Genomic DNA, 12,858 nt, shown 5'->3' with positions numbered 1-12,858 from the left:
TAGAATATTCTCAAAAATACAGTGGGAATATTACTTTTTTCGTAACGAATTGTAGTCAACAAAATAGCGAACACTCACCGAAAGAATGTGGTCTAAGCTATCGGCACTCATAACACGCCCAAAATTACTGCGGGTGTCAATATTGAAATCTGCACTATTCAATAAAAAGGCATTATTGCGGTACAAGATGTTGATTTGACTTCCCGGCGCAAACCACCATGAGAAATTCAAGTCGCAGTTCCACGTGTTGAAATTCTGATCGGCATCAAAGGCATCGGCTCCCAAATTGGTCAATGAACCATTGGTATTCAAACTGTAATACCGGTTGTACAAGGCATACGACCAGTAGTAACGGGCAATAAGGTTGATGGTGATGTTATGATTGATCGAGTATTTTCCAGTAATGGCCAAGGTGTGTGTGGTGACATCACGGCGCCCCATATAAATGTTGCCCAAAATATCGTTTTGCCCTGTGTATCCAATATTGTTGTTTTGGAAATTAAAACTGTAATCCCACACCATCGAAAATTTATTCGAAAAACGGTAGCGCGGCGCCAATTGTACATAATACGAACGACGACCCTCTTCATTGAGATAGGTGAAAGAGGGATTGAAATCAATAGCAAAAGGACGGTTGTAATTGGTAGAGATGTACGCAAATACATTGAACGTCTCTGGAAGTGTTAAAAATCGGGTGTCAAACTCGGTGCGCGCTTCATAAAAATCATACACTTTTACTGGACGCGTACTTATACCAAAACCATAGTAATCATTTTTCTTGTCGACAATGTTCATATTGTAACGCAAATTGAATTGCTGTACTCGTCCCGTTCGGTTATCAAATTCTGAATATCCGTTTACAAACAAACTAAACGTGTTGAATCGTTTGGTAGGATTCAGGATCCTGTAACTCGCATTGGCATACAACGAGTGGTAATGCGTTTGAAAGTTGACGCCCAAATCATTGATATCAAAGAAAGTACTTACATATTGTCCGCCGATTCCAAAACGATAGTTGCCGCTAGTTTCACCAAAAAATAGGGAATTATTGTATCCAGTTAAATCACGTGCCTCAGGGCGTTTTATGGTACTAATTTTATAATCGCCACTCAGGTTGAAAGTATTTTCACGAGTGTTCAAATCAAACAAAAGTGCCGTTACATTAGCATCCCGAAAATGACCTTCGCGGGTAACATTGGTATTGATCAAACTTACCGAAGAATTTTTGCGAAAACGTTGGTCCAAGACCATTAAATTGTAGTTGGTTAAAGGTTCCACCAATTCCTTTCGTGTTGCTCCTGTCACCGTATTCCGTATATCCGAAAACATACGTTGGGTTAACGCATTCAATATCCCCACACCCAAGCCTTTTTCGGTACGTCCGGAGATTTTCATGGCATTATACAAATTCACGGCTACAGGGCGCTCTACAACTTCTTCATTAGGACCCAAATTTTCTTGCAAAATGGGAGTGCCCCCAATACGACGGGAGTACAGTAAATCCCCTTTGCTGAACATTTCAGTCCCTTCCGTAAAGAACGGACGGTTTTCATTGAAGGTTTGTTCAAAGGGTCCCAAGTTGAGCACCACATTATCAAATTTGGTTTGTCCAAAATCGGGTATTAGAATGGCGTCCAAGGTAAAGGCGTCGTTGATTCCATATTTGATATCCATTCCGCCTTTGAGTTCGCCATTCGTTTTTTGAGTATTGTTGGTGTTGAGGTAAAACGAAGAATAGGGAATAAAAAAGAGGCGCGTAGGGGTTTTGATATTTTCAATCCCTTCCAATATACCCGCTTGATTGGCTTCGGTGCCAATTTTATTATTGATTAAATTCCAAGTATATTGAAAACGTAAGGTTTTAACCTCCCGATAAAAGTTAATGCCCCAAGTTTGTTTCGCATTAGGAGGAAATCGCAAGGCCGCATAAGGAATTTTAAATTCGGCTACCCAACCGAAATCAGTGATTTTGACATCGCTTTCCCAAATGGCATCCCATGAAAAATCTTCTCCACTTGCGTCCGTGTACACACAGTCTTGTTGCACGCCCGCCGAACTTACAAAAAATCGGAAATCTTGTTGACCGTCGTTGTAGCCGTTTAAAATCACTCCAAAATGATCGGCTGTAGCAAAGTCATCGCGTATGGTTAATTCTCGTAAAATGGTTTCTGGCTGACTATCGTACATGATGGCGCCCACATACAAGGCTTCATTACTGTAAACTACTTTTACGACCGATTTGCGGGTAGGTTCTTCCAACGTGCCATTGTCGGGCTCAATCATCACAAAATCGGTAGCCGCTTCAGCAGTAGTCCATGCTTTTTCGTCAAGTACGCCATCAATAGTAAACTTCTCATCTGAGAATTGGGTGCGTAACGTTTTCTTTGGGGCCTGAGCAAGGCCGTAAACCGAAAGCAATAAAAGGAGGATGATAAATCCGATTCTTGGCTTCATTAACAGTGGGTTGGTGTGCAAATATAACCATATTCCCGAATCGTATCGGGCTGTGCGAATGTAATTGGAATTTGAAATACACGCCAATTTATTTGTTAAAAATCTTATATTTTTAACATAAATATGCATTTCATCGATAAATTACGACTTTAATCGTCTTTTTTGTGTTTTTTTTCTTGGTCATTCCAGGACAACTCCCTACATTTGAAATCCCAAATTATACTACTTAACCCAAAAATTCAGATGCCTGATGCGTGGTCTTGTATTGGTTTCATGCCTACTATTGGTGTCTTTTACAACGGTGCCCACCCCAAAAAAGATACCTTCGTTTTCGCTTTCGGAAGTGCAATTTCATTTTCAAAAGCTTACGGCTCAATCGAGTTCCAATCCATCATGGACCTGTTTTGCCTATGCCGAACAAGGGTACCAAAAATTAGTAGCTTCAGGGAAAATCAATAACCCGTATCTCACGGTCGTCGATTTTAGTTTGCCCTCCACACAAAAGCGATTGTGGGTCATCGATATGCAACAGCTCAAAGTAGTACAACACACCTATGTTGCCCATGGTCGGAACTCAGGTTGGATTACCCCAACGGAATTTTCCAACTTTCCGGAGTCTCAACAAAGCAGTCTTGGGTTCTATCTCACAGGGAGCACTTATTTTGGGAAACACGGATTGGCGATGAAATTAAAGGGCATGGAACCTGGCTTCAATGATAAAGCAGCCGAACGCGCGATTGTGATGCATGGAGCCACTTATGTTTCAGCGCAACACATTCAACGTCACCAACGTCTAGGCAGAAGTCAGGGGTGTCCCGCGCTTTCACAAAATGATGCTCAAGTAATTATTCCTACCATTCAAAACGGTTCGTGTCTCTTTATTTATGCGCCACAAGCTACCTATTTGGAACAATCAACTTTTATAGCGCAGCAAAGTATATAAATCGGAATCGAGACAGTAAATGTCCTCTCTAAAGTGAAGTGTTCCGTTTTCCTCCCAAGCGGTCCAATAGAATTGGTGTATCCGAATGTCTTCTTTGATTTTTAGCACAATGGTTTTTAACTCGGCTTTCGGAAGTTGAATGGGCGCTAGTTTTGCTTTCGGATTTTTGGCTTTAACGAGGGCTTGTTTTTTTTCTAATGCTTTGATTTTTGCCTCACGTAATTTTTGATAATGCTTAATATTGGTGGTGTCTTTTATCTTTTGTAAAGGCCATTGTAGAGTATCGTTGAGTAAATGAGCCGCCATTTCGAGTGGACGTTCCAAGCGGACACAACCCGAACTCAAGGAACGAAACGAAAGCGAAAAATAATCTCTATGGTTGGTATCGTGTAAATACACTGTGAATCGGTTGGGGAAATTAATTTTCATCAGACCCAACGAGTTGTTGCGCCCCGGATTTTGAACATAACGGTATTTAAAAGCATCCTCTAAGCGCCATATTTCGGGGGCAACTTCTTGGTTGTTACGGTCTATAATTTGTAAGCCTTTTTTCCGGAAAAAGTTGGGATTTTTTTCGGCTTCGGGAAAAATGTCTTCCTTCAAAATGGTGGGTGGTACTGTCCAGTTTGGATTCAAATGGAGGTTGGTAATCTTTGAGGTAAGTATAGGCGTCCGTCGACTGTCGCGCCCAACAACCACGCGTTGCATTTGAATGGTATCGTTCGCTTTGACGGCAACCAAGGTGTAATCGGGAATGTTAATTAGTAAATAGTGTGCGCCCAAATTTTTAGGGTACCATCGCCATCGTTCCATATTGACCACAATCTCTTCGATTCGCTGATCTCGGGAATAATTAAGGGCATCTATTGTTGCGCGCGCTATAATGCCATCGGGCCGCAAGCCGTGTCTTTTTTGAAAACGAAGCACCGCGGTCCGTGTTTTGGCATCATAGGTCGTGGTAAGCAATGTGTCTTTCTCGGGTAGGTCTCCCCAATACATCAATCGTTTTTTGATGATGGGCATGTATTTACTTTTTTGATTGGGTTTAATGATTTCCTTCAAATTGACCAATCCGATAAATTTATCGGGGTAGGTTTTCAGCAGTCGAAGCGCCCGTTTCAACTTTTGATATACGGGATGTTTGGGGTGACAGTCTGTGAGCAAAGCCGAAAGTTTTTGTTGTTGCAGCCCCTCATAAAGCATTTGTGCTACTGGCGTCGGCGTGCGCTTCAAGTCCCAATCCTCATAAAGTAAATTAGGATTGAGTTTTCCATCCGATGCATGGCGTAACCAACGCAAGGCACTGCGACTGAAGCGAATCTCGGTGTCAATTTGCAGTGAATCGGAGAGGCTGTCAAATTGCGCATGCCGTTGGATTAGGAGATTGTAGTCGTAATCGGATGCTCGTAAACCTTCCCATTCGGCTTGCCCGATGTGCAGGAGTAACGTGTCGCGAAGAGCCGTGTCGCTCCACACGGGGGTAAACAGGGTATGTCGGTAAAAGTCTTTGAGCAACCCATTTTTTTCAAACAAAATATGGGTAGAATCAATTGTAGTCAGTCGAGATTCAGGGCGAGACTTCATCCTCGGATTTTTAGTCATCCATCCGAACCAAAGCAATCCAGGGAGAACGATGCTCCAAAATCCTGCGTTTCTCATAGTGTTTTTACCATTCGCCAGTGGGGCCCTACCTCCGGAATTTCAAATTCGTTTCCTTCGCTCGCATAACCAAGGCGACGGTAAAACGGTACCGCCGTGGTTCGAGCATTGCACCAAATTCGTTCTACACCGTTTGATTTTAGTGTATTTTCCAGGGCTGTTAATAGCCATTTTCCAATCGATTTCCCTTGGTGTTCTGGCAAAATAGCCATGCCGCGTAACTGGTATTCTCGTTCGTTGGGTGCGTCGGGTCGGGGAACAGCATATACCGAAGCAACGCCAATTAATTGTCCATTTTCCCATGCGCCCCAGTGTTGGGTAGCCGCATCGTCATCGCCTTGAAAAAAACAGGTTGATAGCGGTTTTCCCTGACGCAAAACCGCATGCCGTATAGGAATCACAGCACTTGCCGAGAGAGGGGAACATTTTGTGTCAGCAGGAAAAGGGGATAAATTATTCATCCTAAAATTGTTAGCTTTCGCGCAATTGAGAGTATAAATGTCGGGCAAAAAAATTTTATAAAAAACTTGCACAGATAAAAACAATCGTCTTATATTTGCATCCACAAAAGCGGAAGTAGCTCAGTTGGTAGAGCTCCAGCCTTCCAAGCTGGTTGTCGCGAGTTCGAGCCTCGTCTTCCGCTCCAAAATACAAAACCTCTAGGAAACTAGAGGTTTTTTTATGCTTATATGTGACTTTTGAATTATTGTTCCAACGGCCACTCTGTGCCAGGTACCAATTCCATGGGCGTTTGATTTGGGGTAAACCAACGTCCCGTCAACGTCCCCATCAACCGAATACGATCGCCTTCCACTTCCAACCAACTTCCTTCGCGCAAACCTAATACAGGGATGCTGTTGTACACATGAAATTCCTGTATTCGGGTTTCTCGCGTTTCTCCCATATGGGTGCTGCTCGGATCAGGGTCCAAATAATGCGGATTTAAGTTAAACGGAATAGCCCCCAACGTTTCAAACGATGGCGGATACACGATTGGCATATCATTGGTCGTTTGCATCGATAGACCCGTAATATTGCTTCCTGCACTACACCCCAAATACGGTGTGCCTTGTGCTAGCGCCATACGCAAATTCTCCCACAAATCCAAAGCATACAATTGCGAAACCAATTGAAAGGTATTGCCACCCCCGGTAAAAAGGGCCTCAGCCTCCAGTACCGCTTGCTTTGGGTTGGCAAACGTATGTAACCCAACCACGGCAATGCCTATTTTGGCGAAAGCCTCTTGCACCTTGGCCGTGTAGGCGTCGTGCGATAGGCCACCCGGACGGGCAAAAGGAATGAACACAAGGGTTTTGACGCCTTCAAAATGCGTCGACAAACGCGGGAGAAGGTAGTCTAAATAAGCCCCTCCATGCAAAGTGGAAGTGCTTGCAATCACCATTTTTTTCATGAGTTAGCACCATTACGTGAACGGCAAAGGTAACAATTAACAAAAATTTAGACGCATAGTACCACCGAAGGCCTTTGAAATTTCGGTATTTTTACCCCATGCGATACGTCTGGATTTTATTCTTTTTCTCGGCAACCTTGCTTCAAGCGCAACCCAAACCCTTTCGGTTGGAAGGTATCGTGCTCTCGGAAATGCGCAATGAATTGTCCAACATCAATGTGACCAATATGGTTTCGCAAGTAAGCGTAGTTACCGATGCCCAAGGAAAATTTAGCATTCCCGTACAACAGCAAGAGGCCTTAAAATTTAGTGCGGTAGGCTACGAAGATTTTTACCTGCGTATCGAACCCCTACACCAGCAACAAGGGCGCGTGATTGTCAAATTAAAGACTGCCGTTTATCAATTGGATGAGGTCAACATCATTCACTTGGACGCGCAAAAAATGGGGATTATCGATTACAAACCCAAAAAGTACACCCCCGCCGAACGTAGATTGGAAACCGCGGGACGTTTTAGCCCTTGGCAATTTTTACTGATTCCGCTAGGAGGAATGCCGCTTGACCCACTAATCAACGCCATTACAGGGCGAACCAAACGATTGGAAAAAGAACTTGAGGTTGAACGTCGGGAGTATGCCCTTGAGGCCATGGAAGTCCAATTGGATTCGGTTTATTTTACGGATAAACTTCGCCTTCCCCCCGATCAGATCAAAGCGTTTCAATACTATGCTGTCGAAAATGCCGAAGTGCGCGATTTGTTGAAAACAAATAATGTAACCCGTCTGCAATTCAAATTAACGCAATTGGTTGTTGAATTTTTAAAAACCAAAGAAAATGAGTAAACGCTTGCTTTTCGGATGCTTAGGGTTGTGGATACTGACCACTGGATTTTCCGTGCATAAATTTTATGTAGCCATCTTTCAAGTAGATCACAATGCCTCCAAAAAACGTATAGAAATTACAGCGCGCGTCTTTGCCGACGACTTAAATACCGCCATGGATAAAAAGTACAAAACGCGTCATTATCTCGCTTCCGACCAAGAAACTGAAGCCGATGTCGCCGATTTGAAAAAGTACTTTGCCGCCCATTTGCGCCTCACTATAGGTCGACAACCCAAGACCTTACAATTCAAAAGTAAAGCCTTGGATGGTAATGTTGTCGTTTGTTATTTCTCCATTCCCAACGTCCCAAAAGCCACCCCCTTGGAAGTCGAGAATACGGTGTTTACCGAGCTTTTTGAGGACCAACAAAACATGATGCATTTTCAATACAACGGGACCAAGCAAACGCTACTCCTCACTGCCGAAAACACCAAAGGAATGTTAAAATAATTCGCCCTATTGCAGTTAACCTCGCAAAAAAAAGTAATTTTAGGGCACAAAAAATATATGGCTATGCGTAAATCACTACTAACCCTTTTCGGACTCGCTTTTGGTATCACTTTTACGGCATGGGGCCAAGACAAACCCCAACCCGATTCGAATTATCGAAATCCTGATAAATTCAAACAGATGTACGATTTATTGGCAACACCCAATATGTACCGTACGGCTTCTGGGGCGCCAGGGCCTGAATATTATCAGCAGCAAGCCGATTATAAAATCAAAGTCGAATTGGACGACCGTACCCAAAAAGTCTATGGTACGGAAACCATTACCTATACCAACAATGCCCGTGAGGCCCTCGACTACCTTTGGTTGCAACTAGACCAAAATCAGCAGTCACGTACCTCCTTGTCTCCCCTGCAAAATGGCGATCGTACCGAACCCGCCATGGGCGTGAAGCAATTTTCCCGTAAATACTTGGAAGAGCGTTTCGATGGGGGATTCCGTATCGAATATGTCAACGACGCCAAAGGGAATCCGATGCCCTATACCATCAACCAAACGATGATGCGCGTGGAATTGCCCAAACCTTTAGCCAAGGGCGAAAAAGTGGAGCTTCACCTTAAATGGTGGTATAACGTTAACAACTATTTGCTCGACGGCGGTCGTTCAGGCTATGAGCATTTTGATGCCGATGGAAATAATGTGTACATCATCGCTCAGTTTTACCCTCGAATGGCGGTGTACAATGATGTAGAGGGGTGGCAAAACCAGCAATTCTGGGGGTCTGGGGAGTTTACCTTGCCCTTTGGGAACTTTGACGTAGAAATTACCGTACCTGCCGATCATATTCTTGAAGCGACTGGTGATTTGCTCAACCGGAAAGAGGTATTTACCAAAGCCCAACTCGAGCGTTATGCCTTGGCCGAAAAAACATTTGACAAACCCGTAATCGTAGTCACGCAAGACGAAGCAATCGCGGCGGAAAAAGGGTTTTCTGAGGCAAAAAAAACATGGAAGTTTAAAGCATTAAACGTTCGCGACTTTGCTTTTTCTACCTCCCGAAAATTCATTTACGACGCCATGGCGGTGCAGTTAGCGGGTAAAACAGCGATGGCTATTTCCCTGTATCCCAAGGAAGGAAATCCGTTGTGGGGGGACTATTCCACACGCGTAGTGGCCCACACCTTAAAAAGTTATTCGGCCCACACCTTTGATTACCCATACCCCAAAGCCATTTCGGTGCATGCCCAAGACCAAGGGATGGAGTATCCAATGATTTGTTGGAACTGGGGGCGTCCCGATCCTGATGGGAAATATACCGATCGCGTGAAAAACGGAATGATCTCGGTCATCGTTCATGAGGTGGGGCACAACTATTTTCCCATGATTGTGAATTCAGATGAACGCCAATGGACTTGGATGGACGAAGGGTTAAACTCGTTTATGGAGTATATGGCCTTGATCGAATGGGATCCGAAGTTTCCCGCAACCCGAGGTCCTGCCAAAAATATTGTACCGTACATGAGTGGCGACCAAAAAAACCTCGAGCCGATCATGTCCAACTCCGAAAGCATCCGTCAATTTGGGAACAATGCCTATGGGAAACCCGCATGTGGATTGAACATATTGCGCGAAACCATTATGGGACGCGAGTTGTTTGATTATGCGTTTAAAGTGTATGCCAACCGTTGGAAATTCAAACACCCTACGCCAGAAGATTTTTTCCGTACGATGGAAGATGCTTCGGCGGTTGACTTGGATTGGTTTTGGCGCGGTTGGTTCTTTACGACCGATTACAATAATATTGGTATCAAAGAAGTGAAAAAATATTTTGTGAGTAACGAACCCTCCAAAGAAGTGGAAGAGTTTCTCAAAAACCGTCGCCGCCGCAATGCTCCTATGGGTCCGATGGTCTATATGATCGAAGAAGGTTCGGCCGATTACAAACCCGAACTCAATAAACCTTTTGTGATTAAAGACTATCAAGCTTTGGACACCTATCTCAATGAACGTTTTACCGCCGAAGAGCGCGCAACCTTAAAGTCGCCAAAGTACTTTTACCAAGTCACTTTTGACAAGCCCGGCGGATTGGTGATGCCGTTGTTGGTCGAACTTACGTTTGAAGACGGTACCACCGAAATGCACCGTTTCCCGGCACAAATTTGGCGTATGAACGACAAAGAGGTGAGCCGTACGTTTGCAACGAACAAAGCCATTACAAAGATTACGGTGGACCCTAAAGAAGAAACGGCCGACATCGACACCCAAAACAATGTGTGGCCAAAACAAGCGGAGAAATCCAAATTTGATTAAAGAACTTCGTACCTTTGGGTCGTTAAAAACACAGGACTATGTTTGGAATTGGGGGAGGAGAATTGCTCTTTATTATTTTCATCGCCTTGATGCTCTTCGGAACCGATAAGATTCCCGAATTTGCACGCACGTTTGGGAAGTTTATGGCCAATTTGAAGAGTACAACCAATGAAATCAAATACGAAATTCAAAAAAGCGCCCAAACCGAAGACCTTACCAAGTCTATGAGCACCTTAACCGATTCGTTTACCCGTGAAGTAGAGGAGGTAAAGGAAAGTGTGGCTCCCGGCGGAATCATTGATTTGAATGAAAATGCGTTGCTCGATGACCCTCTTAATCCTGTTAAAGCGATAGAGGAAGATATCGAATCACTCACGGGGCCGATAAAAAGAAAACGCTAATGCTAGCCCGATTAATTTCTTGGGACCAACAGCTGTTTGTTTGGCTGAACAACTTAGGGTCCAAACCCTTTGATCCCTATTGGTTGTTTATGACCAAACAACTCCATTGGACGCCCTTTTTTATCCTGGTTTTTTATGTGGTGTACCGCAAATTGGGACGGGTTTCTTTTTTGTATCTACTCCTTTTTATGGCCGTGTTGTTGGTGGTGACCGACCAATCAGCCAATTTGTTTAAAAATTATTTTATGCGCTTGCGGCCCTGCAATGAGCCAGCACTTGAAGGTTTGATTCGCGTGGTCAAACACAGCCACTCTTTCAGTTTTTACTCGGGACATGCCACCAATTCGATGGCCACAACAGTGGTGGTGTTTTTAGTATTGCGACTCTATTACAAGTATGCGGCCTTATTGTTTTTGTTCCCTTTGATTTTTGCCTACAGTCGCATTTATTTGGGCTTACATTACCCGGGGGATATTTTGACGGGGTACTTTTTTGGGGCAGTTTATGGCTACGGAACCTATCGGTTGTTTCGCAAGTTCGTTTTAAAACACTAATTACAGCACCCGACTCACCGTCAAGCCATCGCGGATAGGAAGCAAGACTGTTTCCACACGCGGGTCATTTTTCAACAACGCATTGTATTCCAAAAGAACCTTTGTACTCGTATCGCGGGGATCCAGTTCCTCTAGCACTTTGCCGCTCCACAATACATTATCCGACAAGATAATCCCACCCGGATTCATCATCGGTACAATAAGGTGGAAATACCTGATATAGTTTTCTTTATCGGCGTCGATGAAGACCAAGTCAAATTTTTTATCCATCGTTGGAATTACTTCTAGGGCATCTCCTAAGTGCGCCGTGATTTGATTTTTCCAAGGTGAAAGGGAGAAATATTTTTGTTGAATACCCACCAATTCCTCTTTGATATCAATGGTGTCCAAAGTTCCTTCAGGTGCCAATCCTTCCGCCAAACACAAAGCGGCATACCCGGTATACGTTCCAATTTCGAGAATGTGTTTAGGGCGAATGATTTTTGACAGCATACTCAACACCCGACCCTGAAAATGCCCACTCAGCATGCGCGGTTGCAATACCTTTTGGTGCGTTTCCCGAAAAAGTCGCACCAGCAATTCGGGTTCGTCTTGCGAATGTTGTTCAACATAATGCTCTAGATCTTCGGAGATGAAATGCATGCGGTAATTTTTTTGGCAAAAGTACGAATTTGAGGTGGAATTGGTTTATTTAGTATTTGGTTGTGCTATATGGGATGCATAAAGATTGATTTATAAGTTTTAAATTAACTTTCTTAGAGGCTCTATGATTCACGACTAAAAATCTTCGTACCTTCGAACGGAAAGAAGTTCAAAAAAACCAGGGAGTAGCCTCAAAGGGTTGTTTGTACTCTTTCTTTTTCATAAAAATGGCACCCCATGAAATACATTAGCCTTCTGCTCGTTCTTTGCCTTACCCACGAAGGACCTCAAAAGAAGATTTTTACTTTTTCCTCCGAAACTAACCTGCGGGAATGGCGCATTGTTAACGATGGTGTTATGGGCGGAATTTCTAGCAGTACTATTCGTCTCACTCCCGAAGGGCATGGTGAATTTTCGGGACAGGTTTCCCTTGCCTACAACGGCGGTTTTGCTTCAGTACAATGGGACACCGCTCAATCCCTTACCCCCAACCAAACCCATATCGTTCTTCGTCTCAAGGGCGATGGCAAGCGGTATGAGTTTCGTCTTAAAGGAACCCGAAACCAACCCGAATCGTATGTGCAGCCTTTTCGCACCAACGGCCAATGGCAGGAAATTCGCTTGCCCCTCAACGACTTTTACCCCCAATTCCGAGGGCGTATGTTGGCCATGCCTAACTTTAATTTTGACCGCATCGCCCAAATCAGTTTCCTCATTGCCAACAAACAGGAAGAAGATTTCACCTTGCTTATCGATTGGATTGCTGTGGAATGAGTCAATGAGTCAATGAGTCAATTTGAAAATGAGTTAATTTGAAAATGAACGTATCAATCAATATTCCGTTACACTATTACACCTAATAAACATTTAAACTAAACAAAACTTTTCTACTTAATCAACGTCAATTCTTTGCCAAGCGTAGCGACTTAGTGTTCTTAAAAACTTCGCGAACATTGCGCTTACTTTGCGTCTTTGCGGTAAAAAAACCTTGTGATACATATAATCAATGTGTCAATGTGTCAATGTGTCAATGAGCCAATTTGAAAATTTGCCAATTTGAAAATGAACGTATCAATCAATATTCCGTTACACTATTACACCTAATAAACATTTAAACTAAACAAAACTTTTCTACTTAATCAACGTCAATTC

The 12,858-nt window shown here is 43.6% G+C and carries 12 protein-coding genes and 1 tRNA gene; 8 read left to right on the top strand and 5 right to left on the bottom strand.

The genetic code is table 11. The features are described 5' to 3' along the window. Positions 1–30: 30 nt before the first annotated feature. On the bottom strand, positions 31–2,454 hold the full coding sequence (locus tag Q0037_RS06950; protein ID WP_297516924.1) for a DUF5916 domain-containing protein: 2,424 nt from the start codon (positions 2,452–2,454) through the stop codon (positions 31–33). A gap of 250 nt (positions 2,455–2,704) precedes the next feature. On the opposite strand from Q0037_RS06950, the gene Q0037_RS06945 reads away from it, so the two are divergent. After that, complete coding sequence (locus Q0037_RS06945) at positions 2,705–3,397, top strand: murein L,D-transpeptidase catalytic domain family protein (RefSeq protein WP_297516923.1); 693 nt, start codon at positions 2,705–2,707, stop codon at positions 3,395–3,397. Here the strand turns inward: Q0037_RS06945 and Q0037_RS06940 are convergent. Continuing rightward, positions 3,368–5,056, bottom strand: coding sequence for a L,D-transpeptidase family protein (locus Q0037_RS06940; protein WP_297516922.1), 1,689 nt, complete (start codon positions 5,054–5,056; stop codon positions 3,368–3,370). The two genes, Q0037_RS06945 and Q0037_RS06940, sit on opposite strands and share 30 nt — an antisense overlap. Further along, positions 5,053–5,517, bottom strand: coding sequence for a GNAT family N-acetyltransferase (locus Q0037_RS06935; RefSeq protein WP_297516921.1), 465 nt, complete (start codon positions 5,515–5,517; stop codon positions 5,053–5,055). The genes Q0037_RS06940 and Q0037_RS06935 overlap by 4 nt, the downstream gene beginning before the upstream one ends. 109 nt (positions 5,518–5,626) lie before the next feature. Here Q0037_RS06935 and Q0037_RS06930 point away from each other — a divergent pair. Continuing rightward, positions 5,627–5,702 (top strand) — tRNA-Gly (locus Q0037_RS06930). A 57-nt stretch (positions 5,703–5,759) separates the two neighbouring features. Here the strand turns inward: Q0037_RS06930 and pepE are convergent. After that, entirely contained in the window at positions 5,760–6,467 is a 708-nt protein-coding gene (pepE, locus tag Q0037_RS06925) for a dipeptidase PepE (RefSeq protein WP_297516920.1), read from the bottom strand. 98 nt (positions 6,468–6,565) lie between these two features. On the opposite strand from pepE, the gene Q0037_RS06920 reads away from it, so the two are divergent. The 5 genes from Q0037_RS06920 to Q0037_RS06900 all read left to right on the top strand — a co-directional run bounded on the left by Q0037_RS06920 (position 6,566) and on the right by Q0037_RS06900 (position 11,064). Further along, positions 6,566–7,309, top strand: coding sequence for a carboxypeptidase-like regulatory domain-containing protein (locus Q0037_RS06920; protein WP_297516919.1), 744 nt, complete (start codon positions 6,566–6,568; stop codon positions 7,307–7,309). Next, complete coding sequence (locus Q0037_RS06915) at positions 7,302–7,799, top strand: DUF6702 family protein (RefSeq protein ID WP_297516918.1); 498 nt, start codon at positions 7,302–7,304, stop codon at positions 7,797–7,799. Before Q0037_RS06920 ends, Q0037_RS06915 begins: the two co-directional genes overlap by 8 nt. 63 nt (positions 7,800–7,862) lie before the next feature. Continuing rightward, the gene (locus Q0037_RS06910) at positions 7,863–10,109 is read left to right on the top strand and encodes a M1 family metallopeptidase (protein WP_297516917.1); all 2,247 of its coding nucleotides are present in this window, start codon (positions 7,863–7,865) and stop codon (positions 10,107–10,109) included. A gap of 38 nt (positions 10,110–10,147) precedes the next feature. Beyond that, entirely contained in the window at positions 10,148–10,510 is a 363-nt protein-coding gene (locus Q0037_RS06905) for a twin-arginine translocase TatA/TatE family subunit (RefSeq protein WP_297516916.1), read from the top strand. Beyond that, positions 10,510–11,064 (top strand): phosphatase PAP2 family protein, encoded by a 555-nt coding sequence (locus Q0037_RS06900; RefSeq protein ID WP_297516915.1) that lies wholly within the window; start codon positions 10,510–10,512, stop codon positions 11,062–11,064. Before Q0037_RS06905 ends, Q0037_RS06900 begins: the two co-directional genes overlap by 1 nt. Here Q0037_RS06900 and Q0037_RS06895 read toward each other — a convergent pair whose 3' ends face one another. Further along, positions 11,065–11,706, bottom strand: coding sequence for an O-methyltransferase (locus Q0037_RS06895; protein WP_297516914.1), 642 nt, complete (start codon positions 11,704–11,706; stop codon positions 11,065–11,067). A 237-nt stretch (positions 11,707–11,943) separates the two neighbouring features. Between Q0037_RS06895 and Q0037_RS06890 the strand changes: the two genes are divergently transcribed. After that, positions 11,944–12,480: a CIA30 family protein gene (locus Q0037_RS06890; protein WP_297516913.1), complete on the top strand. Its 537-nt coding sequence runs from the start codon at positions 11,944–11,946 to the stop codon at positions 12,478–12,480. Positions 12,481–12,858 lie beyond the last annotated feature (378 nt).

Source organism: Flavobacterium sp., from assembly GCF_027482425.1.
Taxonomy (GTDB): Bacteria; Bacteroidota; Bacteroidia; order Flavobacteriales; family Flavobacteriaceae; genus Flavobacterium.
This window is presented reverse-complemented; position numbering and strand designations above follow the sequence as displayed.

Coding starts and splice junctions, on each gene's coding strand:
- Q0037_RS06950 (WP_297516924.1), bottom strand. CDS start 2,454: ATGAAGCCAAGAATCGGATTTATCATCCTCCTTTTATTGCTTTCGGTT.
- Q0037_RS06945 (WP_297516923.1), top strand. CDS start 2,705: ATGCGTGGTCTTGTATTGGTTTCATGCCTACTATTGGTGTCTTTTACA.
- Q0037_RS06940 (WP_297516922.1), bottom strand. CDS start 5,056: ATGAGAAACGCAGGATTTTGGAGCATCGTTCTCCCTGGATTGCTTTGG.
- Q0037_RS06935 (WP_297516921.1), bottom strand. CDS start 5,517: ATGAATAATTTATCCCCTTTTCCTGCTGACACAAAATGTTCCCCTCTC.
- pepE (WP_297516920.1), bottom strand. CDS start 6,467: ATGAAAAAAATGGTGATTGCAAGCACTTCCACTTTGCATGGAGGGGCT.
- Q0037_RS06920 (WP_297516919.1), top strand. CDS start 6,566: ATGCGATACGTCTGGATTTTATTCTTTTTCTCGGCAACCTTGCTTCAA.
- Q0037_RS06915 (WP_297516918.1), top strand. CDS start 7,302: ATGAGTAAACGCTTGCTTTTCGGATGCTTAGGGTTGTGGATACTGACC.
- Q0037_RS06910 (WP_297516917.1), top strand. CDS start 7,863: ATGCGTAAATCACTACTAACCCTTTTCGGACTCGCTTTTGGTATCACT.
- Q0037_RS06905 (WP_297516916.1), top strand. CDS start 10,148: ATGTTTGGAATTGGGGGAGGAGAATTGCTCTTTATTATTTTCATCGCC.
- Q0037_RS06900 (WP_297516915.1), top strand. CDS start 10,510: ATGCTAGCCCGATTAATTTCTTGGGACCAACAGCTGTTTGTTTGGCTG.
- Q0037_RS06895 (WP_297516914.1), bottom strand. CDS start 11,706: ATGCATTTCATCTCCGAAGATCTAGAGCATTATGTTGAACAACATTCG.
- Q0037_RS06890 (WP_297516913.1), top strand. CDS start 11,944: ATGAAATACATTAGCCTTCTGCTCGTTCTTTGCCTTACCCACGAAGGA.